The organism is Alteromonas aestuariivivens, from assembly GCF_003367475.1.
GTDB classification, from domain to species: Bacteria; Pseudomonadota; Gammaproteobacteria; order Enterobacterales; family Alteromonadaceae; genus Alteromonas; species Alteromonas aestuariivivens.
Genome location: NZ_QRHA01000012.1, coordinates 55251 through 78994 on the forward strand (window position 1 = coordinate 55251; position 23744 = coordinate 78994).

Sequence of the window (23744 nt, forward strand, 5' to 3'; positions counted from 1 at the left end):
AGTGGCAACTCCTATATGATTAAAACGCAGCACATTACCAAGATAGTGACTACGAGCGAGGGTCCTTTGCAGATCCTTCAGCCAATTTCCTTTCAAGTCAAGGCAGGAGAGTCGGTGGCGATTGTCGGAGCTTCCGGTTCGGGTAAATCTACTTTGCTTGGCTTGCTCGCCGGGCTGGATGAGGTGAGCCATGGAGAAATCTGGCTTGATGGTGAACCATTGCACACGATGGGAGAGGAAGCCCGGGCCCGCTTGAGAGGGGAAAAAGTCGGGTTTATTTTCCAGAGCTTTATGCTGGTTCAGAGCCTGACCGCGATTGAAAATATCATGTTGCCAGCAGAAATAGCCGGGCTGGGCGATGCCAAAGGCCGTGCCGGTAAAATTCTCGAACAGGTAGGGTTGGCGCACCGTGCACATCATTACCCCAATCAGTTGTCGGGGGGAGAACAGCAACGCGTGGCGATTGCCAGGGCGTTCATTGGTCAGCCACGGATCCTGTTTGCTGATGAGCCTACCGGAAATTTGGATGCGGCCAACAGCCACAAAATTGAAAATTTGTTGTTCAGGTTGAATCGGGAAGTGGGTACTACCCTGGTGTTGGTAACGCACGACGAGGAACTTGCACAGAGGTGCGATCGTCAGTTGGTGATGCAGGGGGGCAAGCTTACTGAGGCCACTTCCCGCGAATCTGAAAAACGGGAGGCGAGCTGATATGGGGGTATCTGTCAGCCTGGCGTGGCGCCTGTTTCGCCACGAGGCGCGTCGCGGAGAACTTACCATTATTCTGGCGGCAATTGTGTTGTCTGTGGCTTCCGTTTTGTCGCTGTCACTATTCAGTGAGCGCCTTCAGGGAGCGCTAACGGAACGTTCGGCAGCCTTTCTGGCTGCTGACAGCCAGCTGCGTTCCCGTTATCCCATTGATGAAGTGTGGATTGAGGTTGCACAAAGCCGTCAGCTTTCTACTGCCCAACAGGTCAGTACCCGTTCAATGGCATTCGGCCAAAATGAAATGTCCCTGGTGGATTTGCGCGCGGTAAGTGCGGAATACCCGCTCAAGGGCGAAGTAAAAGTTTCTGATGCGCCGTTTGGCTCAACCTATGGCGTTGACACTATGCCGGATGCGGGTGAGGCATGGCTTGATTCCCGTCTGTTTCAGCTGCTGGACGTAAGCCTGGGCGACAAGGTGGAGCTGGGCGATGGTGAATTTACCGTTACCCGGGTGCTGGCCGAAGTCCCCGATGCCGGATTCAGTGTGTTCAATACTGATCCTATTGTACTGATAAACCTCAGAGACCTGGCCACCACCAACGTGACCGGCCCGGGCAGCCGTGTGACCTACAAAGTGTATTTTTCCGGCCAGCCAGACAAACTGGATACTTATTTTGAGTGGCTGGCACCACAACTGAATGACGAACTGCACAGCTGGCGTTCGGTGGGGGATGACGATTCTCCCATAGGCCGCTCGGTAGAAACCGCCGAACGCTATTTTCTGCTGGCCAGTTTGCTCGCGATTGTGCTCGCCGCGGTTTCGATAGCGGTTGCGGCGCAGAGATACAGTCAACGACATTTTGACCCTGTTGCGGTGATGAAAACGCTGGGTGCGAGCCAGAGCATGATCCGCAAGATTTACCTCCTGCAAGTAATGTTGATTGCGTTACTGGGCATTGTACTGGGCATTATCATTGGCGTGGTTATTCAACAGGTGGTAGTAATAGCCCTGGCTGAACAGGTGAATGTGTCCCTAGGGGTATGGCACTGGCGGCCGGTTGCCATCGCGGTATTCACCGGCGCGGTTTGTGCGCTGCTTTTTTCACTGTACCCTCTGATGCGATTGTTTTCTGTGCCTCCATTGCGGGTTCTCAGGCGGGATTTGGATTCGGGATTGCGTTCCCGGACTCTGCAGTTTGTCGCGTCAGGTGGAGCGGTATTTTTATTGATGTGGGCCTATAGCCGCGACCTCAGTATCAGTATGATCCTGTTTGCGTCGGGTATTGCTTTGGTGGCAGGGTTAATGGCGGTAACCTTTGGCCTGATCTCGGTAGGCCGCAAACTCGGCAGTGGAAGTATGGGGCCTTGGCAACTTGCGTGGGCGCGCATTCGCCGCCGGGCTATGGACAACAGCGTGCAGCTGATCAGCTTTTCCATAACCATAATGCTGCTGCTGGTGGTTTTGGTGATGCGCAATGATATGGTCGCTCAGTGGCAGGCCCAGTTGCCCGCAGGTACTCCGAACTATTTTCTGAGCAATATTACCGATACACAAAAAGACAGACTGTCGGCTCATTTCACCCAGCAAGGCGTGGGTGTGGAGGATTTTTACCCGGTTGTACGGGGGCGGTTTGTTGCGGTAAACGACGAGCAGGTCAATACCGAGATCACCAAGGAGGAGCAGCAAGGCCCCCGCGAAGGGCGAGAGGGGCTGGGGCGCGAAGCCAATCTGACCTGGAGTTACACTCTGCAAAAAGAGAACCGGATTGTGGAAGGTAGCTGGCAGGGGAGCGAGCCTACCCAGCAGAGTGATACTCTGCACCAGGTGTCCGTTGAGAAGGAAATCGCCGGGCGACTCGATATTGGCCTTGGAGATGTGCTTACCTTCAATATTGGCAGTGAGGTGATCCAGGCCAGGGTGACCAGTCTTCGGGAAGTGAACTGGCAAACCATGCAACCCAATTTCTTTTTTGTGCTTGAGCCTTCAGCCATGCAGGCTTTTTCGCCAACCTACATCACCAGTTTCCATTTGCCCGCAGAACGGAAAGCGGAGCTGACAGCACTACTGGCACCTTTTGCTTCGGTTACCCTGTTTGATGTGGACACCCGTATTAACCAGCTAAGGGATATTGTCGGTCAGGTTTCGCTGGCAGTGGAGTTTATTCTTGTGCTGGTTCTGGCCGCAGGCAGTCTGGTGTTGATAGCCCAGGTGCAGGCGAGCATGGACGAGCGTCAACAGGAATTGGCGATCTTGCGCACACTTGGGGCGCGGGGCAGTCTCATCCGCCTCAGTGTGATTAATGAATTCATCATCATTGGGCTAGTGGCCGGCTTTATGGCTGCGGTTACCAATGAACTGAGTTTATACATGCTGCAAACCCAGGTGTTTCAGATGCAGGCCTCACTTCACCTGCCTTACTGGCTGATAGCTCCGGTTGTGGGGGCCTGTGTGGTTGGAGTGCTCGGTGCTTTGGGGTGCTGGCGGTTGTTATCCTTGAATACGGTTCAGCTGTTGCGACGAATGGTCTGAACCGGACGTTGCTACGAAAGCACTGAACGCTTTCTGAGCGGGTTTCGTGGTTAGCTGAATATCGCGTTGAGTGCCGATGGCAATCTTTCGTACCTGAACACGAAACCGGCTTTTTGCAGGCGATCAGGCAACACACTCTGGCCGCTTAGAAGCAGTTCGGAGGTTTCACCCAAAGCCAGTTTCAGTACGGTTTCCGGAACCGTGAAAAATGTAGGCCTGTGCAGTGCGCTGCCCAGAGATTTGGTGAATTCGCGGTTGCTGACCGGATGTGGCGCGGTCAGATTGTAAGGGCCCTGGCATTGGGGATGGGTGAGCAGAAATTGCATTGCTTCAACCATGTCGTCTATGTGGATCCATGACATAACCTGTTCACCGCTTCCCAGTTTACCGCCCAGCCCGAAATGAAATGGCACCGCCATTTTTTCCAGTGCACCACCGTCCTTCGCCAGCACAATTCCGGTTCTGAGCAAGCAGACCCGCGTCTCTGCTGATTGTGCAGTCAATGCCAGCTCTTCCCATTTACGGCATACCTGATGGGTAAATTCATCGTGCACCTGATGGCGGGACTCCGTTACCGGGGCCGGCCCCTGGCGACCATAAAAGCCAATCGCTGAGCCAGAGATAAACACCGACGGTGGTTTTTCGGATGCTCGAATTGCGGTTGCCAGTTCTTCTGTAACCGACCAGCGGCTCTCGCAAATGCGCTGTTTTTGCCTGGAGGTCCAGCGTTTGTCTGCAATGGGTTCGCCGGCAAGATTGATTACAGCATCAAAGTCACTCAAATCGTTTAGTTCACCAAGCGAACCGATGGTGTTTACATTGCTGAGCAATTGTCTGGCGCGCTCAGGGTTGCGGCTCAACACCGTAAAACGGTATTGCGAGGCAAAACGTGCAATGAAATGTCTGCCAATCAGTCCGGTCGCGCCAGTCATCAGTATGTTCACATAGCCTCCTTGAGCGGGTCAGGCATGTCGGTCGGTTAAGATTGCTACGCCTTGCTGCAGGACAGGGTCAAAGAAACCGAGTCAGAAAAACGCAATGCATGGGGTTTGTCCACTTCGACTTCCGCGCTGGTGACCCAGGGGTGCTGGGATGCCACTTCGAGTATGTCGGAAGTGAGCTTCTCCAGCAGGGAAAAGCGGTTGTCTTCAACCAGCCGGATAATCGCCTTGGTTACGGTTTTATAGTTAAGCGCATCGTCCATGTTGTCGGAATCGGTGGCTCGCTGTGCGTCGTAATGAATTTTCACGTTCACTACCACATCCTGCTTATTACGGATTTCGTCGTCGTTTATGCCGATGTAGGTGCGCAGTCGCAGATTTTTAATTTTAATTGTGGCTTGATTCAGTTGCATCTTTCTCTCTTTTATCTGGTGGTATCCATGCAGTAATAAATTTGCTAGCGTTGAGTCTGGTCTGAATTATTTTGTGTGATTATGGAACTGAAATCTCCTACTGCCAAGGTCTTGATTGTTCTGGCTTGTTTAGTTGTGGTGATGGCCGGGGTAAAAGCCGCCAGCGCCATAATGGTACCGTTTTTTCTTTCGGTGTTTATTGCCATAGCCTGCAGTCCGCTGATTAACTGGATGTCACGTCACCGGATACCCCGTTGGGCGTCGGTGTTTTTTGTAATACTGCTTATTGTGTTTTTTGGATTTTTACTGGCAGGGCTGGTAGGTCAGTCCATGTCTGAATTCCGCGCGAATCTGCCAGAATACCGGCAACAGCTGTCGGAAGAATTTACCTGGCTGGTGGATAAACTGGCGGGTTATAACATTCACCTTAATCAGGAACTCCTTACCAACCAGTTCGACCCCGGAGATGCCATGTCGATGGCGACCAATTTTATCACCGGCATGGGGGGCGTGCTGTCAAACCTGTTTCTGATCCTGCTGACAGTCATATTTATGCTGTTTGAAGCCGAAAGCATTCCCCAACGCCTGCATATTGCAATGGCTGATCCGCAAATGAAAATGCAGCACATCGACCGCTTTATTCGTTCTGTGAACAGTTATCTGGCCATCAAAACCATGGTCAGCCTGGCTACCGGTGTATTTATCGGCGTGTGGCTGTATGTTATGGATGTGGATCATTTCATGCTGTGGGCTGTGCTTTCCTTTATGCTCAATTACATTCCCAATATTGGTTCCATCATCGCCGCCTTACCCGCGGTGCTCATCGCCTTCGTACAATACGGTCTTGCCTCTGCAGGGCTTGCTGCACTTGGTTTTGTGCTGGTTAATACCATTATGGGCAACCTGGTTGAACCGCGGCTGATGGGGCGGGGTATGGGGCTGTCTACGCTGGTGGTATTTCTGTCTTTGATATTCTGGGGCTGGTTGCTGGGTACCGTTGGTATGCTGTTGTCGGTTCCGCTGACCATGGTGGTAAAAATTGCACTGGAATCGCGGGAAGAGAGTAAATGGCTTGCAGTGCTGCTCTCAAGCGAGGCGGAACCTGCACCGCAACAGCCAGCGGTTTAATCCGGGTAGGGGAATTCCAGTGTTATGCTGGCCCCTTCAAGAGTTGCAGAACGTTCGATTTTAAGGCGGCCCTGGTAGATATCAACCAGGTCGCTGACCACCGCCAGACCGATGCCTTGCCCTTCGGTGTAGGTGTCGAGCCGCTCGCCCCGTTTAAGCAGGTTGGTACGCTTCTCTTCAGGAATGCCTGGGCCGTCGTCTTCAATTCGGATTTCACACCAGCGGGCATGGTTTTGCAGCGTCAGGTGCACCCGTTTTCGAGCTGCTTTACAGGCGTTATCGAGCAGGTTGCCGAGTAATTCCATCAGGTCAGTTTCGTCACCCAGAAACCGGGCGTTAGCGTCGTCGGTGAGTTCAATTTGCAGGCGTTTGTCCTGGTATACTTTGTTCAGCGCGGCACAGACTTTATGTGCAATCGGGCCTATGGTTACAGCAGTTTGCCAACCGCTTTGGCCAGCTGAGGCCCGTTTTAGCTGGCGCTGTATTAGCTGGTTTATGTGTTGCATGGCATCTTTTGCCTGGACGGGCAGATTTTCGGTATTCATAGCAACCGCCAGCGGCGTTTTCAGGCTGTGGGCCAAATCCCCGAGGCGATTTTTATAGCGGCTGCGCTGTTGTGCTTCAAACTGCAGCAGTTGGTTAATGCTGTTTTTAAGCCCGTCAAATTCCACCGGGTAATTGCCTTCCAGCGTGTTTTGCTCTCCTCTGGCGGTTTGCTTGATGTCGCTGATGAGAGCCCGCACCGGCGCAAGGACCCGGTTCATGCCCACGAACAGCAGCGCCAGCATGCCTGCGGCCAGTATCAGCATGCCTTGCCACACTGTGCCCAAAAAGGCCTTGTGTTCAGCGGAAAATTCACTTTTGTCGTTAAAAATGTAGAAGTGCACAGGTTCAAAATCAGCCTGTGAGGCAAACTCTGCAGTGAAGGCATACGCAAAGTATTCCTTCTGTTCATCAAACGGCGCAGGGTACTGGCTCAGAAAGCGTTCCTCCCCAACGTCGGGCGCGGGTGGTGGTGAGCTCATCGGGTGGTGCAGGGCGGACGCCGACTGCCACACTATATTGTCACGAAACACAATCAGGCCCATGTACCCTGAATCGGGTATGTTGAGCTGCTCTTCGTACAGTAACTCAGGCATGTAGGGTATGGCGCCGTCGAGTTCGAATGCCGAAACCAGCGCCAGGTTCATGAGTTTGAGCTCATTGAGCTTCGCTTGGATCAGGCTGCTGGTGTATGCCTTGTCGAGGATCACTGTTGTGGTGGGGATGAATAACCCCAGCATCACAACGGCCAGCATCACAGAGCGAACACGAAGCGAGACTTCCTTCATAATTGACGATTGATTCGGTAGCCTCGGCCACGCAGGGTTTCGATTGGTTTGAGGGTACCTGAGGGGTCGAGCTTTTTGCGCAATCGGCCCACGAACACTTCGATCACATTGCTGTCGAGGTCAAAATCCTGGTCGTAAATGTGTTCGGTGAGTTCGGTTTTTGAGACCACTTTTTGCGGGTTCAGCATCAGGTATTCCATCACCTTGTATTCATAAGCTGTGAGCTCAAGGGGGGCATCGTCAAGGCGTACTTCTCCGGCCACTGTGTCCAGTGATATGGGGCCAAGCTGTATGGTTGGGTTGGCCTGCCCGGAAGCGCGGCGGATCAGGGCTTTTGCCCTGGCCAGCAGTTCTTCATTATGAAACGGTTTGGTCAGGTAATCGTCGGCACCGGCATCCAGCCCTTCAACTTTTTCCTGCCAGCGGTCACGGGCCGTGAGGATAAGGACAGGGCAACGCACATCACTCTGTCTTGCCTGACGGATGACATCAAAGCCGTCCAGCAAGGGCAGGCCTATATCTATGATGGCCAAATCGTAAGGGTATTCCTTTAACTGGTACAGCGCATGATTACCGTTGTCGGCCAAATCGACACTGTAGCCGTTTTGTTGCATCAGGGTGTCTAACTGAGTGAGTAGCCGGCTGTCATCCTCGGCAATCAATATCCGCATTGTTACTGCTCCTGAACGGGTTTTACCTGGCCGGAGCGTCTGTCGACGTCTACAGAGACTACCCGGCCATTTTTCTTGAGTACCTTGACCCGGTACTTGTTGGCGCTCTGGTCCACACGCAGTACCCTGCCATCCACTTTCTGAGCGGCCCGCTTCGCAGCCTGGGCCTTATCGATGGTTTTGTTGTCATTGCCGTTTTGCTGTTGTGCATGCGCATCAGGTGCAGCCAGCACCGAAATGCAGACCAGCCACAGCATGGCAAACCAGGATCCTTTTGAACCTTTCATAACCCCTCTGACGTGTTTATGGACATACACTGCTATTTTTTATTTTTATGGGCGGAATTGATAAGTTGCCGCCAGCCATTGGCTTTATTGTATTACAGGTACAATGCGCTAACAGAATAGCAAATTCAACTGAATCGTGCCTGAATTGGGATTGGGGTTGTACGGCGCCATAAATGCGATGCGAGCGCACCATGCCTGTCATACGAAAAAAGACTTTGGAAAAAGGGGGCCAGGTATTGCGACCTGGCCCTGAGGCTCAGGGCAGCACTTTTTTATAAGGCTTGACCACAACGTCAGCGTAAACACCAGCCGCCACATAGGGGTCGGCTGCGGCCCAGGCTTGCGCAGCCTGTAGAGAGTCAAATTCCGCCACAACCAGCGAGCCGGTGAATCCGGCAGGCCCGGGATCCGGGCTGTCGATGGCGGGGAACGGGCCGGCAATCAGAAGGCGTCCTTCAGCCTTGAGCGCTTCAAGCCGCTCAATATGAGCCGGGCGGGCTGCGAGGCGTTTTTCCAGACTGTTTTCCACATCGGTGGCGCAAATCATGTAATACATTGGGTTATCCTTTTTGCGTTGCGGCTTTCATGGCGCGAACAAATTCATCCAGTTGCTTTAACATCGTTTCTTTGTCATCGAGATTGGCGGCAATAATGTTGACTGTGGCAGAGCCGCTGATGGCACCGGCAGCTCCGGCTTCAATCGCGGTTTTCACCTGTTGTGGGGTAGATATACCAAAACCCAGCAATGGCGGAGCGCATTGCACCTGTTGCAGGCGTTCAATTAAATCTGCTGCCGGGATGTCGGCAGCGGTTTCTGCCCCTGTAACCCCGGCACGGCCTAACAGGTAGGTGTAACCGGAAGAGTGTTCGCCAATTTGGGCCAGGATTTCTTCAGTGGCGTTGGGCGGCGCAATCAGGATCTGATTGATACCCGTTTGGGTAGCAGCGCTTAAAAAAGGTTTTGCCTCCCTTAATGGAATATCAGCCACTAAAATCGAGTCAACACCGGCGTCTTTGGCCTGCACGTAAAAGGCATCAATGCCTTTAACCATCACCAGGTTGCTGTACAACAACAGGCCAACCGGTACGTCCGGATAATCGGCGCGGATTCGTTTAAGCAGTTGCAGGCAGGCATCGGGTGTAACCTTGTTGGAAAGCGCACGGATGCTGGCTGCCTGGATGGTGGGGCCATCGGCAATAGGGTCGGAATAGGGGATCCCCAGTTCCAGTGCATCGGCTCCGCTTTCAATCAGGCGGCGAATAATGGCTTCCGAGGTTTCAAGGTCCGGATCGCCAATCATTACAAATGGTACAAAGGCACCTTCGTTGCTGTCGTCCAGGCGGGCAAAAAGCGTTTGGTATCTATCCATTGTGGCCTTCCTTTAAAATTTTGATTACGTGATCCAGATCTTTGTCACCTCGACCGGACAGGTTGACCACAATAATGGTTTCTTCTTCGGCTTCATCAGCCATGTTCAGGGCGTGGGCAAGGGCATGCGATGATTCCAGCGCTGGAATGATGCCCTCTTTTCGTGCCATCAACTGAAAGGCGTTAAGGGCTTCCTCGTCGGTGACCGCGACGTATTCAGCGCGCCCGGTATCCGCCAGATAGGCGTGCTGGGGGCCCACTGCCGGGTAATCCAGCCCTGCTGATACGGAATAGCTCTCTTCAATTTGCCCGTCTTTGTCCTGCATAATGAACGAGTAGGCACCGTGCAATATGCCTTTGGTGCCGGTACAGATGGCAGCGCCATGCTCGGCGGTATGCAGGCCTTTGCCGGCAGGTTCAACGCCAACCAGGCGTACGCTCGGTTCATCAATAAAATCCGCAAACATGCCGATGGCGTTCGAACCGCCGCCGACACACGCCACAACTGCATCTGGCAGCCGGCCTTCTTTTTCCATAATCTGGGCGCGGGTTTCTTCACCAATCATGCGGTGGTATTCACGCACAATGGTTGGAAAGGGGTGTGGGCCGGCAGCTGTACCCAGCAGGTAATGGGCGGTGTCGTAGTTGGCTGACCAGTCGCGCAGGGCTTCATTCACTGCGTCCTTCAGCGTGCCGGAACCGGAATTTACCGGGATCACTTCTGCGCCCATCAGGCGCATACGAAATACGTTCGGGGCCTGGCGTTCAACATCTTTGGCGCCCATGTAAATTCGGGCTTTCAGGCCCAGCAGTGCACAGGCAAGGGCCGTCGCAGTACCGTGCTGGCCTGCTCCGGTTTCTGCAATTACCTCGGTTTTACCCATGCGCTTGGTCAGCAATGCCTGCCCCAGTACCTGATTGGTTTTGTGTGCTCCACCATGCAATAAATCTTCCCGCTTCAGGTAAAGCTTGACCAGAGGGTTGCTAACCAAATTGCGGGTCAGGGTCATGGCTGTCGGGCGACCGGCGTAGTCCTTGAGCAGGGCCAAAAATTCGCGATTGAATTCCGGATCATCCTTGGCGTCCAGAAAGGCTTTTTCAAGCTGGTCCAGTGCCGGTATCAGCAATTCTGGCACGTACATGCCGCCGAATTCGCCAAATTTTGAGTCTAGTTGATTCATGTGTTGTCCTGTTTATGCAAAGTGCAAAAAGGTGCGGTGCTCAGCAGTTCAATACTGCCGACATCGCCCAAACAATTCGGTTAGTCTTGAGGCAGACTTCTCTCCGGGGGCTGTTTCGACGCCGGAATTGACATCCACCACTGAAACGCCGGTTCGCAGTGCGGTACTGATATTCTCCGGGCCGATGCCGCCTGCCAGTACGAGCTTGTTTTTGTGCTCCAGCCCGGCGAGTAACTGCCAGTCAAACTGCTGTCCGGTCCCGCCGGTCTGGCTGCCCACCTGGCAATCCAGCAGGACTTTGTCCGTGCTGGTTTCCTGCAGCAGCTCATCCAGATTTTGGGGCAGTGTGGCCTTGACACCGCAAGCCTGCCAAATCTGACATTCATTGGGAAGCAGAGTGCGCAGACGTTGGCGATATTCTGCGTTTTCCTGGCCGTGCAATTGCACCGCATTTAGCGCCAGTTGCGTGGCAAACTCAGCCACTTGTTCTGCAGGCTGGTTGACGAACACTCCCACATAGCTGCCTGAAACCTGGCTGACCAGTGAGGCCGCGTCTGATAATGAAATATGCCGCTTCGATTTGGGCGTGAATATAAGGCCTCCAAAAGTGGCGCCGAGCTCAAAGGCATGGCGGGCGTCTTCGGCACGGGTGAGACCACACACTTTGACCGTTCCCAGTACCAGTTGCCTGACAGCAGTATTGAGGTCACTCTGCGCCATCAGCGCACTGCCAACCAGAAAGCCGTTGCACAGCGGCGCCAGCCGAAGTACGTCCTGATGGGTATAAATGCCAGACTCAGAAATCACCACATAGTCGTGCGTGGCTTCCCTGAGCACGGGCACCAGTTTCTCGGTGGTGGCCAGATCGGTCGACAAATCGCGCAAATTTCGATTGTTGATGCCGATGATACTGGCTTTGAGTGCAATCGCGCGCTGCATTTCCTGCTCGTTACTGACTTCCGTGAGGATGTCCAGCGCCAGTGAGTCTGCAATTGCGGCAAGTTGCCGGTATTCGTCATCACTCAGTACGCTGAGCATCAGCAAAATGGCGTCGGCCTGACAATGACGGGCAAGGTAGACCTGGTACTCATCCACGAAAAAGTCTTTGTTGAGCACAGGCTGGGTTACCCGCCCGGTGACGTAACGAAGGTAGTCATAGCTGCCCTGAAAGTATTTTTCATCGGTCAGCACCGAAATACCGGCGGCGTAAGGTGTGTATGCATCGAGGATTTCATCCAGATCGAACACTTCACGAATCAGCCCTTTCGATGGAGACGCCTTTTTACATTCCAGAATAAAACCGGCGTTCGGCGCTTTCAGTGCTTCGAACAGGCTTTTGTCTGAAGGTGTCAGGCTTTGCCGGAAGTGTTCCAATGGCAGGCTGGCTTTGCGACCTTCCAGCTCAATGCGTTTATCGGCAACAATTTTTTCGAGCACATTAGCCATTGGCGGTTTCCTCCTGTGCCAGCTTGCCGACGTGTTTAAGGGTGTCCAGTGGCTTGCTTGCTTCCATACTGGCGATGGCCATTTCGGCGCCCTGACGGAAAGTATCGGCTTTGCCGGTAACCGTCAGCAAAGCACCGGCATTCATGGCAATCGCCATACGGTGCGCTTCCTGGCCCTCTCCGGCCAGTGCGGCTTCAATCATTTTGCGGTTATCCTCCGGTTCACCACCTTCAATAGCGCTAAGCGGATAAGACGGCAATCCGAAATCTGCAGGCGTGACGGTAAGCTTGCGAATGTCGCCGTGCTCCAAATCGAAAACCTGAGATTCACCGTGCAGTGCAAGCTCGTCCAGGCCTGAACCATGTACGATCATGGCGCGGTGCTGGCCCAGAAGCATCAGCGTATTGGCATAGGCTTCGAGCAGCTTTGGCGAATACACTCCAAATACACCATGGGTTGGCCCGGCCGGGTTGGCAAGCGGGCCAAGAACATTAAACAGGGTGCGGGTTTTCAGCGCCGCGCGAACGGGGGCGGCATGACGCATACCGGCATGGTATACCGGAGCAAACAAAAAGCAGAAATTGGCCTCATCGAGACATTTACGTGCAGTTTGTGGGCTGATGTCTAATTTAATACCAAAGGTTTTGAACAGATCCGCCGAGCCGGATTTGCTCGACACACTGCGATTACCGTGTTTGGCCACTTTTACCCCACAGCTCGCCGAGACCACCGCCGCTGCACTGGAAATATTAATGGTGTTGTGGCCGTCACCTCCGGTACCCACGATGTCGGCAAACGGGTAGTCTGGCCTAGGAAAGGGCAGGGCGTTGGAAACCATGGCACTGGCGGCCCCGGCAATTTCATTAGGCGTTTCGCCTTTGATTTTAAGAGCGGTAAGGACAGCCGCAATAACGGACTCGGGCTGTTCACCATGCATGATGCTGTTGAACAGGCCGAATGCCTGGGTCTGGCTGAGATCACCAGCGGAAAAGAGTTGTTCCAGCACGGCGTGCGCATCATACATGGGCAGTTCCCTCCCTGGTGAGATAATCAATACTTTGCATCAGTAACTGGCTGCCCTGGGCGGTCAGAATCGATTCCGGGTGAAACTGGAATCCCAGCATCCTGTCATGCGGGTGATATACCGCCATGGGCGTGTCACCATAGCTGGCTACAACAGTCAGGCAATCCGGCAAGCGGGTTGCGACCAGGGAGTGGTAGCGGGCGACATACAGCGGTTGTGGCAGGCCGGCAAACAGGCCTTCGCCAGAATGGCTCAGTGGTGAGGCTTTGCCGTGCACCACTTCTGCAGCACGGCCAACCTCGCCGCCGTAATGGGCCACAATGGCCTGATGACCAAGGCAAATGCCCAAAACCGGGAATTTTCCCTGCACCAGCTGTATGAGTTCAGGCATGCAACCAGCTTCATGCGGAGCTCCGGGGCCGGGCGAAAGAAGCAGCAACACTGGGCGCTGTGCCGCTTCTTCATTCATGCGGGCAAACAGGGTTTGTGCATCAACGGTGTTGCGGTAAACCAGAATGTTGAGTTCCATGGCACGCAATTCGTCTACCAGGTTGTAAGTAAATGAGTCGATATTATCGAGCAGAAAAACGCTGACGGACTGGCTCATGATAATGCCTCCCCGGTGTGTTGTGAGGCCTGCACTGCGTTTATCACAGCCTGGGCTTTGCTGCGGGTTTCCTGCGCTTCCGCCTGTGGGTCGGAGTCGTGCACCACGCCTGCGCCAGCCTGGATGTAAGCACGGCCATTTTTGACAAAGGCCGAGCGGATCACAATGCAGGTATCCATGTCACCCTGACCATTGATGTAACCTACGGCACCACCGTAGCTTCCTCTGCGTTTGCCCTCAACGCCACGAATCAGGGTTGCGGCAGACACCTTGGGGGCACCAACCAGCGTTCCCATATTCATACAGGCCTGGTACGCATGCAGCGCATCAAGATTCTGATGCAACTGGCCAACAACCCGGGATACCAGGTGCATGACGTGGGAGTAGCGGTCCACTTTGAGTAAATCTTTCACGTAACGGGTGCCTGGCTGACTGACTTTGGCGACGTCGTTACGTGCCAGATCCACCAGCATAATGTGCTCGGCTTTTTCCTTGGTATCCTCACGCAGGTCCAGTTCGATGCGGCTGTCCAGGTCCGGGTTCAGTTCACCATTGGCCCGTTTACCCCGCGGGCGTGTCCCGGCAATGGGGTATATCTCTACCTGGTTGGACTTGGCGTCGTACTTGAGTGCGGATTCCGGCGAGGCGCCAAAAATAGTGAACTCCTTATCCTGCATATAGAACATGTAGGGGCTGGGATTGTGTTGTTTAAGTTGGGCGTAGGCGGTTAGGGGAGAGGGGCAGGGCAGAGAAAACGTTCGCGAGGGTACAACCTGAAAAATGTCGCCGGCAAGTATGTGGGATTTCAATGCCAGCACATCTTCGCAAAACCGCGCATCGTCCTTGTCCACCGCAACGTCCAGCGCATCCTGGTGAGTGGTGGCCGTTCTGGCCTGGGATGGGGTGATAGTTTTCAGCTGGCTTTGCAGGTACTCCAGCCGTTGCGCGATGGCAAAATAGTTTTGCGCCACGTTGGGGCCACTGAATACACTGCCAATCAGACGGGTCTGACCGGCCTGGTGGTCAATCGTCAGCAGGGTTTCAGCCAGATAAAATACATAGTCCGGGCAATCGTTTTCGCCCTGTTGCACTTCCGGCAAAGATTCGAATGTGGCCAGTAAGTCATAGGCAAACACACCGCCCATGAACACCGCGTGGGGGTCCTGTCGGATGGGGGAAATCTGTTTCACTATGAGCCGCAGGGCATCAAACACACTTGGTGCTTTCAGACGGCTGTCCTCGTCGAGTGAAGGTTCGGGTGCTCCGCAGCTTAAAACAGCAGCGCTTTCATTTACTTCGCAGTCAATCCCTGACGGGCAATACTTACTGAACAAAGGCAATACCGAGCGGCCATTATCGGTGAGAGCCTGCACTCTCACCTGCTGGCTATTACATTCCAGGCGCAGTGCGGCGTCCACCATCAACAGGCTTTGCAGGTTGTCCTTACTGTCTATCTCGGCTGATTCCAACAGCAACGCATTAGGCTTTTCTGCACACAAATGGGCAAAGGCGCTGAGTGGGTCGATGGTAAACGACTCCAGCCTGTCCATTGTTTCCACTTTTCCCGGGGTGCTACCCAGTTCAGCTAAACTCATTGTCGCATTCTCCGACTGCGAAAAAGAAAAAAAAAGGCCCGTTTGAACGGGCCTTTCTTGTGATCATTGCGCACCAACGCTTACACCGCCCGTTAAGTCAGGGAGTGCCACCACCAAATTGCGCCTTTGAGTGGGCTGTCAGGTAATTGATTGAGCATTGGTCATAATTCTCTGGCTAAAAACTTCGATAGGCATCGAAGTACTTAGAACGTATACTGTGGTGTATAGAAGAAAACAAAAACGAAGTTGTGTCAACCGCTAATTTGCATAAGAAATTTAAAATCGATCTACATAGCCATACCCGTTTTTCTGATGGCCAGCTAACGCCTTCTGAACTCGTGCTTCGGGCGCATACCATGCAGGTGGACGTACTGGCCATCACTGATCATGATACCGTCGCAGGCCTTGACGAAGCCCATGCATGTCAGGCCGGGCAGAAACGACCGATGCAGATTATTGACGGCGTTGAAATATCTACCCGCTGGCATGGATTTGACATTCATATTGTCGGCCTGAATGTGGACAGAAAGGCCCCGTGCCTGACTGAGAAACTGGCACAACAAACAAAAACGCGTAATGAAAGGGCGGCTAAAATCGGTGAAAAGCTGGCTAAATGTGGTTTTGAAGGTGTGCTGGAAAAAGCCCGCAGTCTGGCCGGAGTCGGGCAGGTGACACGGGCGCATTTTGCCCGTGCTCTGGTCAGCGATTACGGTGTGGCAAACATGGATGCGGCTTTTAAAAAATACCTCGGTAAAGGTAAGCGTGCATCGGTTAGCGCCGAGTGGCCGAGCATCGAACAGGCCATTGGCTGGATCCAGCAAGCCGGGGGGCAGGCTGTGCTGGCCCACCCTGCGCATTACGATATGACCACCAAGTGGCTGAGGCGGCTGGTGGCTGAATATGCCAGCGCCGGTGGTGACGGCATCGAAGCTGTGTTTCCGGGCCTGAACCCGGACAAACAGAAAATTATTGCCGGGCTGGCTGTGGAATATGGGTTGCTGGCATCTGCTGGGTCGGATTTTCATTTTCCTTCGCGCTGGACAGAATTGGGCAGAAATTTGAACCTCGACCCGGCCCTTACGCCAATATGGCACAATTGGCCACTGGCATTGCAACACTGATTAAGGGTGCATCATGAGCCAATTCTTTTACATTCATCCGGACAACCCTCAACAAAGGTTATTGAACCAGGCCTGCGAGCTGATTAAGCAGGGCGAAGTGGTGGTGTATCCCACCGACTCTGGTTACGCCATTGGCTGTCAGATGGAAGACAAACACGCGCTGGACCGTTTGTGTCAGGTGCGGCAAATTGACAAAGATCACAACTTTACACTGATGTGCCGGGATATGTCGGAGCTGTCAATCTACGCCAAAGTTGACAACGTGGCGTTCAGACAAATTAAAAACAACACGCCCGGTCCGTACACCTTCATTCTCAAAGCAACCCGCGAAGTGCCCCGAAGGTTGCAAAATCCCAAACGCAAGACCATAGGATTGCGGGTTCCGGATAACACCATTGCGCTGAAATTGCTGGAAACCCTCGATCAGCCGCTGATGTCCACGTCGCTCATTTTACCCGGCGCCAGCGTGGCGGAGTCAGATCCGGATGAAATTCGTGAAAAACTGGAAAAGCGGGTGGGTCTGATCATTCACGGTGGCTATTTGGGTGAACAGCCTACGACTGTGATTGATTTGTCCGAAGGTACAGCTGAAATCATCCGCCATGGCAGTGGCGATATCAGCCCGTTTGCGTAGTGCCATAGAGAGCAGTGGATGTCGGAAGATCAGCAAGCCGTAATTGAAGAAGCAGAGCGAACCGGGTCTGAACACAATGAGCCCGTGCAGCAACCGTTGCCGCTTGCGTTTATCAACGGTGAAGCGCTTATCGAGAAACCGCAGGACCTCTACATTCCGCCGGACGCACTGGAAGTGATTCTCGAGTCGTTCGAAGGTCCGCTGGATTTGCTTTTGTATCTTATCCGAAAGCAGAAATTCGATATCACCTCGTTACCGGTTGCGCAGATCACCGCTCAGTACATGGAATATGTTGAGGTGATGCGCACGCTGAAACTGGAGCTTGCAGCTGAATACCTGCTGATGGCGGCGATACTGGCAGAAATAAAATCCCGATTGTTGCTTCCCAGGCGCAGTGATGCCCCCGAAGACGAGGAAGACCCCAGAGCTGAATTGATCCGGCGTTTGCAGGAATACGAACTGGTTAAACAGGCAGCAGAAGATCTGGATGCCCAGCCCCGACTTGAACGGGACGTTCACGCCGTGCAGGTTGCGGTTCATGAATCCGTGCAGCCGCTTAGGGTTGAGCCGGAAGTTTCCCTGCAGGAACTGGTACTGGCGTTCAGCCACGCCATGAAGCGGGCTGCGGCCTTTGAACATCATACCATTGAGCGGGAAGCACTGAGCACCCGTGAACGTATGTCGTTGATCCTGTCGGTAGTATCGGCCTCCCGATATACGCCGCTGGAGGAGCTGTTCACCGTAGAGGAAGGTAAAGCGGGTGTGGTGGTTTCATTCCTTGCGATACTTGAGCTGGTGAAGGAACAGTTACTGATTTGCGTTCAGGCAGGACCTTATGCCCGAATTCATGTAAAATTAGGCAGCTATGAAGAAAATCAATAAAGCCCAGCTCAAACAGTTGGTAGAGGCAACCCTGTTTGTGTCTGATAAGCCGGTTAGCAAACTCCGTCTGCGGGAAACTGTGCTGGCGGAGTTCCAGGTCAGCGACAAAGCGCTAAACGATGTTCTGAAAGAACTGGTTCTGGATTATCAGCCACGGGGTATCCAGTTGGTTGAAGTGGCCAGTGGCTATCGGTTTCAGTCTCTGGACAGTTTAAGCCCCTGGTTGAGTGTGTTGTGGCAGGAAACTGCGCCCCGTTATTCCAGGGCGATGCTTGAGACGCTGGCTTTGATTGCCTATCGTCAGCCTATTACCCGGGGTGAGATAGAGCAGGTTCGTGGTGTGGCTGTAAGCAGTAATATTATGAAAACCCTCACGGAACGGGACTGGGTTAAAGTGGTGGGCCACAAGGAAGTGCCGGGCAGACCGGCGTTATACGCCACCACCCGGACATTTCTGGATTATTTTTCATTGCGTTCGCTGTCGGAATTGCCCAGTGCCGAAGCGTTCGAAAAGATGGTCGATGCACAAATCGTCGATCAACCCATTCAATAAAGTTATTTCGGCTGGTCAAGTGCAGTACTCGCAACTTTAACTGACTGGCTGAACAATAGAGCATGATCATTGATGACTGAAAAGCTTCAAAAAGTCCTGGCCAACCAAGGCCTGGGTTCCCGCCGTGAGATGGAAAAGTGGATAGAGCAGGGCCGGGTGTCGGTTGACGGCCACATTGCCACTCTCGGTGATCGGGTTGACAATAGTGCCCAAATTCGTGTCGACGGGCATTTGTTGTCCCGTCAGGTAGAAAAGTCCGTGTGTCGGGTGCTGATGTACAACAAACCGGAAGGCGAGTTGTGTGCCCGCAAAGATCCGGAAGGGCGTGCGACTGTCTTCGATCGCCTGCCAGCCATCCGTAATGGCCGCTGGATTGCGGTGGGGAGGCTGGACGTGAATACCAGCGGACTACTGTTATTTACTAACGACGGTGAGCTGGCAAACCGTTTGATGCACCCCAAGTGCGAAGTTGAACGTGAATACGCAGTTCGTGTTTTTGGTGAAGTGCCGAATCAGACCCTGAATATTCTAAAAAAGGGTGTGAAGCTGGATGACGGTGAAGCCCGGTTTACTTCCATAAAGCCCCGCACCAAAGACGATGAAAGTATGAACCAGTGGTTTAATGTAACGCTGGCGGAAGGCAGAAACCGGGAAGTGCGGCGTTTGTGGGAATCGCAGAACTTGCAGGTTAGCCGTTTGTTGAGAGTGCGTTACGGGCCCATTGAACTGCAAAAACGTTTGCCCCTTGGTGCCTGGGTAGAGTTGCCGCTGGAGCAGGTGAATGAGTTACGTAAACTGGTACAACTGCCGGATGAATCAGACAGCATGGTGGATTCACGCCAAAACAAACTCGATCACACCCGCCTCAGCCGCATGCGGCGCTCGGTAAAAAAACATCGTGCCAGAAGTGATTCCAGGCATGACACCCGGCAGGAAACTCCGGTTTCGCCAAGGCCTAAAACCAGGCGCGGATGACGCTGGTTCAATTCCGGTTATGGACTTCCGGTCTTATTTCCGGTTTCAAATTCCGTACGCAAAAAGATGGGAGGGCAGCCTGGCAGCTGCTCCAGGCGGTAGGAGTCAGCCAACCGGCGAATACTATCGTGGTGGCGTAACAGAAAATCGTTGAACAGAGCAATGACTTCAGGATGATTCACGCTCGACATGCGATAGGCCAGGTGGCCAGCAGAAATATTTGGCGCTACCACGACCTTATCTTCATCTTGTCCCAGGCTGTTGAGTTGATGCCGTACGGCATCGATACTCAGATCGAGCCCGTCTACCATCCCATTGAGCAACATGCGGGTCAGTACCTTCAGCGAACTGTCCCGAACCAGTTTAAGCTCACCCTGTGCAATTTGCTTTTTCCAGCGGGGAGAGGGGGTAAAGCCAACCAGAGTGCCAAGGCGTTTGACTTCTGGAGCCCGAATTTTGGCATTTTGTTTCAACACAATGGTTTCCTCACAAAATGTCAGGATTGGTTGGCTAAAATAGGTGCCAGGACTTACGAGTTCTGACCACTTTTCGTTGTCCGGTATTTTAAAGTCGACCAGACCATCCTGGTACCATCTGGCTACCCGGTTCAGGGGTAAAGGGATAAATTCAAACATCAGGCCGCTGTCTTCTACAAACAGTTCGAGCAGTTCAGGCAAAAAACCTTCAGCTTTGAACCCGGAAAAATTTTGAATAGGGTAGTAGTCGATATCTTCAACCGCGATCCGATAGGCGGTTGACTGATTTGCCCTGCATAACAGCGGTTGCCCGACAGTGAATAGGAGCACCAGGAAAGTGCACAGGCGAGGCAAACACATAGTTGAAACAACTCCCAGGCTGTCCGTGTCCGCTTTGTAGGGAACCTTATCACCTAGCATAGTGACAGTACCCCTATGCTGCCAGTTCTGAACGGCCGGGAGCATGGATATTTTTTGTTGCATCGACGATCTTGGCGGCCTGATTGTCCTTAGCTGAAGCATACGCAAGACGTTTTGACGTGGTATTAATATCAACGCTGCTGGACGATCGTTTTGTGGGGAAGAAACCGGAGACATATAACTTGGACAAAACTCAGCAGCTAACCAAAGCAAAGCAGCAGGCAATGGCCTGGCTGATTGGCGCGGCTATGGTGTTTATTGGGGCAAGTATTTTCAAACATCACAGTACCGGGCAATGGGTGGAACTGGTAAAAATGGCCTCGGAAGCTGCACTGGTCGGTGGGCTTGCTGACTGGTTTGCGGTGTCTGCGTTGTTTCGGCCCATTCCTCCCCGCTTCTCAATTCCCCACACCAACATTGTTGCCCGCAATAAAGTAGCCATAGCGACGGAACTGTCAGAATTCGTCAGGGACAAGTTTTTCAACGCTGAAGCCCTGGAGATCCTTATTCGCCAAAGCCAGCCCGCCCAAGGGGCGGGGCGATGGTTGCGCAGTTCTGAACATGCCACAAAGTTGGCCCATTATCTTGCCGATTTCCTGGCCGGTATCATTCGGGTCGTGGATGACAAACCGATACAGCGCTTTTTGTTTGAAAGTGCAACGGCGTCACTGAGACGTATCGATATGGTGCCGCTGGCGGAGGGAACACTCAATGTTCTTACCAGTGATAACCGCCATCAGCAGGTGCTGGATCAACTCATTTCACAGCTGGCAAAAATGGCTGAGCACCCGGACACTCAGGTTTTAATTGCCCACAAGCTGACAGACTGGTTGAAAGAGGAGCATCGCCGGCTCGAGAAATTACTGCCATCCGGTTGGCTCAGCGAGCAGGGGGCACAAATAGCGGTAAGGGCGATCGTCAGTACGCTGAAGGACATTGATGAGGACCCACAACACCCTCTGCGCCGGGCGTTCGACCGTTACGTGCAGGAATACATTGAGAGGGTACGCAACGAGCCTGAACTGCAACAAAAACTGGGAGTGATGCGTGAGAAGTTGTTGGAAAATAAAGCACTTAAACGTTATTTCGGCAAAGTCTGGCTGGATGTAAGGAATTGGCTGTTGGCTGATTTGGCAAACCGTAAAGGGCGTTTTTCGTCGCACATGTATCAGGCACTGGTGGATTTGGGCGAGGCACTGCATCGTGATCCAAAACTGGCTCAGGCCATAAACGATCATCTTTCAGAAGCAGCCCGTTATCTGGCACCAGAGTTGTCAGAATTTCTGACCAGTCACATTCGCACGACAATAGAAAACTGGGATGAAAGGGAAATGGCCGAGCAGATCGAACTTAACATTGGTAAAGATCTGCAAAAAGTTCGTATTAACGGCACTCTTGTTGGCGGAACCATTGGCGCGATACTGTTTTTTGTCGAGTTCGGGCTGGCGCAGTTGCCATGGACATGATGCCGCGACGGGTGTGTTGGCCAAGGCAGGATGTTCAGCAGTGGTAATATCAGTCAACGGTATGCTGGATTTTTATATAACAATCAAGGATGATGTGGCACTTTCAAATGTTTGCTGTGCGAATTAGCCGCAGCGCCGCGAGTTTTTTATTTCCCGGTAACTAAGTTCAAAGGTAACGTTTTATGTATAAACTGGTACTCATTCGTCACGGCGAAAGTCAGTGGAATCTGGAGAATCGCTTCACCGGCTGGCATGATGTCGATCTGAGCGAGTCGGGCATTGCCCAAGCTAAAGGTGCAGGTCAGGCCCTGAAAGAGGCAGGCTTCGAATTTGATATCGCCTACACCTCCGTTTTGCTGCGCGCTATCAAAACCCTCAACATCGCCCTGGAGGAAATGGGGCAGCATTATCTGCCGGTAGAGCGTCACTGGCGTTTGAACGAGCGCCATTATGGCGCCCTAACCGGTCTGGATAAAGCGGAGACCGCTGCCAAACACGGCGAAGACCAAGTTAAAATCTGGCGCCGCAGCTTTGATGTACCGCCACCGGAAGTGGATACCGACAGTGAGCATTTCCCGGCTCACGACCGCCGCTATGCCAATGTAGATCCAAGCATTCTGCCGAAAGCGGAGAGTCTGGCGTTGACCATTGAGCGCGTACTGCCTTACTGGCATGATGAAATTCGCCCGACCATTCAAAGCGGAAAGCGGGTGATTATTGCTGCTCACGGCAACAGCCTGCGCGCGCTGGTCAAATACCTGGATGGCATGACCGAAGAAGAGGTACTGGAACTGAATATTCCTACCGGTGTGCCACTGGTTTACGAACTGGATGAAAATCTGAAACCAATTTCCAAGCAGTACATTGGTGATCCTGAAGCCATCAAGGCGATGATGGATGCCGTGGCCAATCAGGGTAAAGCCAAGTAGGTTTAACCTAAAATTGGCTCAGAGCTGCCGGCCTTCATCAAACCGAATTTAAATAACCCTCCGTGTGAGGGTTATTTTTTACCTGATGCGCGAGTGGCATACTGTTTGGTTACAATCTGATAGTACCGCTCAAATACGGTACTGCATTACCGCTGATCGTTACTCGTTCTTCACACACCTCACACTCCAGTATTCCTCCCCGGGCCGAGGCCTGGTAGGCAACAAGAGTGTTTTTTTCGAGTCGCTCTGCCCAGAACGGAGCCAGCCCGGTATGGATTGAGCCTGTGACCGGGTCTTCATCACCACCATTGGCCGGCCAGAAATAGCGGGAAATGAAATCGTAGTCCGTGCCACTGTAGCGGGCAGTAACCACAACATCCAGCGGCGCGAGAGTTTTCAGCAGATCGCTGTTGGCGGTTACATTGAGTATTTCTTTTTCGGATGGATAAACTGCAAAATAGGCCTGGCTGTTTTGAAAAACTTCCGCCGGTGGGATAGACAGCGCGTCAAACAGTGCCTCGGGACAGCGTTCAACCTTGGTTGGGCGGGTATTGGGAAAATCCATTTGTATCTTACCCTTTGGAGACAGAGTTATCTGCATCCGGCCAATTTTCTGTGCGGTGAAAATAAGCTTTGTCAGCCCTGGTTGACGGCTGAACAGAACGTACGCCGATGCCAGCGTGGCATGTCCGCAAAAGGCAATTTCGGTGAGCGGTGAAAACCATCTGATAGCAAAGGTGTTGGCACCAGCTGGGACCAAAAACGCCGTCTCGGACAGGTTGTTTTCCATCGCAATTTTCTGCATAACGGAAACGCTGAGCCACTCTTCTGTGATTATTACAGCGGCTGGGTTTCCACTAAAAAGACGATGGGTAAAAGCATCTATCACATCTATTTGGATTTGCACGGTAGTTTCCCGATATGGCAATTTACTGGCAAAGGGCAGGGTTGCGTTGCCCGTTTTACGAGGCAAACACAGTACCCTATTTTGCCCGGGTTGTTGAGAGTCAGGGGGAAAACAGGTGATTTAGCCCACCAGCGCAGGCAACAAAGTGGT

Annotated in this window: 24 protein-coding genes; 10 read left to right on the forward strand and 14 right to left on the reverse strand. The window is 53.0% G+C overall.

What is annotated here, in order from left to right:
• Positions 1–15 precede the first annotated feature (15 nt).
• Together DXV75_RS14805 and DXV75_RS14810 are read left to right on the forward strand one after the other, a co-directional pair.
• The gene (locus DXV75_RS14805) at positions 16–711 is read left to right on the forward strand and encodes an ABC transporter ATP-binding protein (protein WP_115594202.1); all 696 of its coding nucleotides are present in this window, start codon (positions 16–18) and stop codon (positions 709–711) included.
• 1 nt (position 712) lies between these two features.
• The gene (locus DXV75_RS14810) at positions 713–3238 is read left to right on the forward strand and encodes an ABC transporter permease (protein ID WP_115594203.1); all 2526 of its coding nucleotides are present in this window, start codon (positions 713–715) and stop codon (positions 3236–3238) included.
• A 50-nt stretch (positions 3239–3288) separates the two neighbouring features.
• Here the strand turns inward: DXV75_RS14810 and DXV75_RS14815 are convergent, their stop codons facing one another.
• The gene (locus tag DXV75_RS14815) at positions 3289–4182 is read right to left on the reverse strand and encodes a TIGR01777 family oxidoreductase (protein ID WP_115594204.1); all 894 of its coding nucleotides are present in this window, start codon (positions 4180–4182) and stop codon (positions 3289–3291) included.
• A 44-nt stretch (positions 4183–4226) separates the two neighbouring features.
• Positions 4227–4592, reverse strand: a complete 366-nt coding sequence (folX, locus tag DXV75_RS14820; RefSeq protein ID WP_115594205.1) for a dihydroneopterin triphosphate 2'-epimerase — start codon at positions 4590–4592, stop codon at positions 4227–4229.
• 81 nt (positions 4593–4673) lie between these two features.
• Here folX and DXV75_RS14825 point away from each other — a divergent pair, with 81 nt between their 5' ends.
• Positions 4674–5720, forward strand: a complete 1047-nt coding sequence (locus DXV75_RS14825) for an AI-2E family transporter (RefSeq protein ID WP_181898445.1) — start codon at positions 4674–4676, stop codon at positions 5718–5720.
• Here DXV75_RS14825 and DXV75_RS14830 read toward each other — a convergent pair.
• From DXV75_RS14830 to DXV75_RS14875, 10 genes are all read right to left on the reverse strand, one after another.
• The gene (locus DXV75_RS14830; RefSeq protein ID WP_115594207.1) at positions 5717–7051 is read right to left on the reverse strand and encodes an ATP-binding protein; all 1335 of its coding nucleotides are present in this window, start codon (positions 7049–7051) and stop codon (positions 5717–5719) included. The genes DXV75_RS14825 and DXV75_RS14830 overlap by 4 nt on opposite strands.
• Complete coding sequence (locus DXV75_RS14835) at positions 7048–7722, reverse strand: response regulator transcription factor (RefSeq protein ID WP_115594208.1); 675 nt, start codon at positions 7720–7722, stop codon at positions 7048–7050. Before DXV75_RS14835 ends, DXV75_RS14830 begins: the two co-directional genes overlap by 4 nt.
• Before the next feature lie 2 nt (positions 7723–7724).
• A complete protein-coding gene (locus tag DXV75_RS14840) occupies positions 7725–8009 on the reverse strand; it encodes a PepSY domain-containing protein (protein ID WP_245953251.1) in 285 nt (94 codons plus the stop codon).
• 256 nt (positions 8010–8265) lie between these two features.
• Complete coding sequence (locus DXV75_RS14845) at positions 8266–8565, reverse strand: YciI family protein (protein ID WP_115594209.1); 300 nt, start codon at positions 8563–8565, stop codon at positions 8266–8268.
• A 4-nt stretch (positions 8566–8569) separates the two neighbouring features.
• Positions 8570–9379: a tryptophan synthase subunit alpha gene (trpA, locus tag DXV75_RS14850; protein WP_115594210.1), complete on the reverse strand. Its 810-nt coding sequence runs from the start codon at positions 9377–9379 to the stop codon at positions 8570–8572.
• Entirely contained in the window at positions 9372–10559 is a 1188-nt protein-coding gene (gene trpB, locus DXV75_RS14855) for a tryptophan synthase subunit beta (protein WP_115594211.1), read from the reverse strand. The genes trpA and trpB overlap by 8 nt, the downstream gene beginning before the upstream one ends.
• 48 nt (positions 10560–10607) lie before the next feature.
• Complete coding sequence (trpCF, locus tag DXV75_RS14860) at positions 10608–12005, reverse strand: bifunctional indole-3-glycerol-phosphate synthase TrpC/phosphoribosylanthranilate isomerase TrpF (RefSeq protein WP_115594212.1); 1398 nt, start codon at positions 12003–12005, stop codon at positions 10608–10610.
• Positions 11998–13029, reverse strand: coding sequence for an anthranilate phosphoribosyltransferase (trpD, locus tag DXV75_RS14865; RefSeq protein ID WP_115594213.1), 1032 nt, complete (start codon positions 13027–13029; stop codon positions 11998–12000). Before trpD ends, trpCF begins: the two co-directional genes overlap by 8 nt.
• Positions 13022–13636 (reverse strand): aminodeoxychorismate/anthranilate synthase component II, encoded by a 615-nt coding sequence (locus DXV75_RS14870; RefSeq protein ID WP_115594214.1) that lies wholly within the window; start codon positions 13634–13636, stop codon positions 13022–13024. The genes trpD and DXV75_RS14870 overlap by 8 nt, the downstream gene beginning before the upstream one ends.
• Positions 13633–15231, reverse strand: a complete 1599-nt coding sequence (locus DXV75_RS14875) for an anthranilate synthase component 1 (protein ID WP_115594215.1) — start codon at positions 15229–15231, stop codon at positions 13633–13635. The genes DXV75_RS14870 and DXV75_RS14875 overlap by 4 nt, the downstream gene beginning before the upstream one ends.
• A gap of 263 nt (positions 15232–15494) precedes the next feature.
• On the opposite strand from DXV75_RS14875, the gene DXV75_RS14880 reads away from it, so the two are divergent.
• From DXV75_RS14880 to rluB, 5 genes are all read left to right on the forward strand, one after another.
• Positions 15495–16352: a PHP domain-containing protein gene (locus DXV75_RS14880; RefSeq protein ID WP_115594253.1), complete on the forward strand. Its 858-nt coding sequence runs from the start codon at positions 15495–15497 to the stop codon at positions 16350–16352.
• A gap of 13 nt (positions 16353–16365) precedes the next feature.
• On the forward strand, positions 16366–16986 hold the full coding sequence (locus DXV75_RS14885) for an L-threonylcarbamoyladenylate synthase (protein ID WP_115594216.1): 621 nt from the start codon (positions 16366–16368) through the stop codon (positions 16984–16986).
• A gap of 18 nt (positions 16987–17004) precedes the next feature.
• Complete coding sequence (locus DXV75_RS14890) at positions 17005–17868, forward strand: segregation and condensation protein A (protein ID WP_115594217.1); 864 nt, start codon at positions 17005–17007, stop codon at positions 17866–17868.
• Positions 17852–18421 carry an SMC-Scp complex subunit ScpB gene (gene scpB / locus DXV75_RS14895; protein ID WP_115594218.1) on the forward strand — a complete coding sequence of 190 codons (570 nt, stop codon included), beginning with the start codon at positions 17852–17854 and terminating at the stop codon, positions 18419–18421. Before DXV75_RS14890 ends, scpB begins: the two co-directional genes overlap by 17 nt.
• 72 nt (positions 18422–18493) lie before the next feature.
• Positions 18494–19396: a 23S rRNA pseudouridine(2605) synthase RluB gene (gene rluB / locus DXV75_RS14900; RefSeq protein ID WP_115594219.1), complete on the forward strand. Its 903-nt coding sequence runs from the start codon at positions 18494–18496 to the stop codon at positions 19394–19396.
• 17 nt (positions 19397–19413) lie between these two features.
• Here rluB and DXV75_RS14905 read toward each other — a convergent pair whose 3' ends face one another.
• Entirely contained in the window at positions 19414–20292 is an 879-nt protein-coding gene (locus tag DXV75_RS14905) for a type 2 periplasmic-binding domain-containing protein (protein WP_115594220.1), read from the reverse strand.
• A gap of 182 nt (positions 20293–20474) precedes the next feature.
• Here DXV75_RS14905 and DXV75_RS14910 point away from each other — a divergent pair, with 182 nt between their 5' ends.
• On the forward strand, positions 20475–21758 hold the full coding sequence (locus DXV75_RS14910) for a DUF445 domain-containing protein (RefSeq protein ID WP_245953252.1): 1284 nt from the start codon (positions 20475–20477) through the stop codon (positions 21756–21758).
• Between the two features lie 182 nt (positions 21759–21940).
• Positions 21941–22687, forward strand: a complete 747-nt coding sequence (gpmA, locus tag DXV75_RS14915) for a 2,3-diphosphoglycerate-dependent phosphoglycerate mutase (RefSeq protein WP_115594221.1) — start codon at positions 21941–21943, stop codon at positions 22685–22687.
• Between the two features lie 109 nt (positions 22688–22796).
• On the opposite strand, the gene DXV75_RS14920 is transcribed toward gpmA, so the two are convergent.
• A complete protein-coding gene (locus DXV75_RS14920; protein ID WP_115594255.1) occupies positions 22797–23594 on the reverse strand; it encodes a PhzF family phenazine biosynthesis protein in 798 nt (265 codons plus the stop codon).
• Between the last annotated feature and the right edge of the window lie 150 nt (positions 23595–23744).

Bases quoted from the DNA above. Each gene is read 5' to 3' on its own strand.
- DXV75_RS14805 (WP_115594202.1), top strand. From the start codon at position 16: ATGATTAAAACGCAGCACATTACCAAGATAGTGACTACGAGCGAGGGT.
- DXV75_RS14810 (WP_115594203.1), top strand. From the start codon at position 713: ATGGGGGTATCTGTCAGCCTGGCGTGGCGCCTGTTTCGCCACGAGGCG.
- folX (WP_115594205.1), bottom strand. From the start codon at position 4,592: ATGCAACTGAATCAAGCCACAATTAAAATTAAAAATCTGCGACTGCGC.
- DXV75_RS14825 (WP_181898445.1), top strand. From the start codon at position 4,674: ATGGAACTGAAATCTCCTACTGCCAAGGTCTTGATTGTTCTGGCTTGT.
- DXV75_RS14830 (WP_115594207.1), bottom strand. From the start codon at position 7,051: ATGAAGGAAGTCTCGCTTCGTGTTCGCTCTGTGATGCTGGCCGTTGTG.
- DXV75_RS14835 (WP_115594208.1), bottom strand. From the start codon at position 7,722: ATGCGGATATTGATTGCCGAGGATGACAGCCGGCTACTCACTCAGTTA.
- DXV75_RS14840 (WP_245953251.1), bottom strand. From the start codon at position 8,009: ATGAAAGGTTCAAAAGGATCCTGGTTTGCCATGCTGTGGCTGGTCTGC.
- DXV75_RS14845 (WP_115594209.1), bottom strand. From the start codon at position 8,565: ATGTATTACATGATTTGCGCCACCGATGTGGAAAACAGTCTGGAAAAA.
- trpA (WP_115594210.1), bottom strand. From the start codon at position 9,379: ATGGATAGATACCAAACGCTTTTTGCCCGCCTGGACGACAGCAACGAA.
- trpB (WP_115594211.1), bottom strand. From the start codon at position 10,559: ATGAATCAACTAGACTCAAAATTTGGCGAATTCGGCGGCATGTACGTG.
- trpCF (WP_115594212.1), bottom strand. From the start codon at position 12,005: ATGGCTAATGTGCTCGAAAAAATTGTTGCCGATAAACGCATTGAGCTG.
- trpD (WP_115594213.1), bottom strand. From the start codon at position 13,029: ATGTATGATGCGCACGCCGTGCTGGAACAACTCTTTTCCGCTGGTGAT.
- DXV75_RS14870 (WP_115594214.1), bottom strand. From the start codon at position 13,636: ATGAGCCAGTCCGTCAGCGTTTTTCTGCTCGATAATATCGACTCATTT.
- DXV75_RS14875 (WP_115594215.1), bottom strand. From the start codon at position 15,231: ATGAGTTTAGCTGAACTGGGTAGCACCCCGGGAAAAGTGGAAACAATG.
- DXV75_RS14885 (WP_115594216.1), top strand. From the start codon at position 16,366: ATGAGCCAATTCTTTTACATTCATCCGGACAACCCTCAACAAAGGTTA.
- DXV75_RS14890 (WP_115594217.1), top strand. From the start codon at position 17,005: ATGTCGGAAGATCAGCAAGCCGTAATTGAAGAAGCAGAGCGAACCGGG.
- scpB (WP_115594218.1), top strand. From the start codon at position 17,852: ATGAAGAAAATCAATAAAGCCCAGCTCAAACAGTTGGTAGAGGCAACC.
- rluB (WP_115594219.1), top strand. From the start codon at position 18,494: ATGACTGAAAAGCTTCAAAAAGTCCTGGCCAACCAAGGCCTGGGTTCC.
- DXV75_RS14905 (WP_115594220.1), bottom strand. From the start codon at position 20,292: ATGCTAGGTGATAAGGTTCCCTACAAAGCGGACACGGACAGCCTGGGA.
- gpmA (WP_115594221.1), top strand. From the start codon at position 21,941: ATGTATAAACTGGTACTCATTCGTCACGGCGAAAGTCAGTGGAATCTG.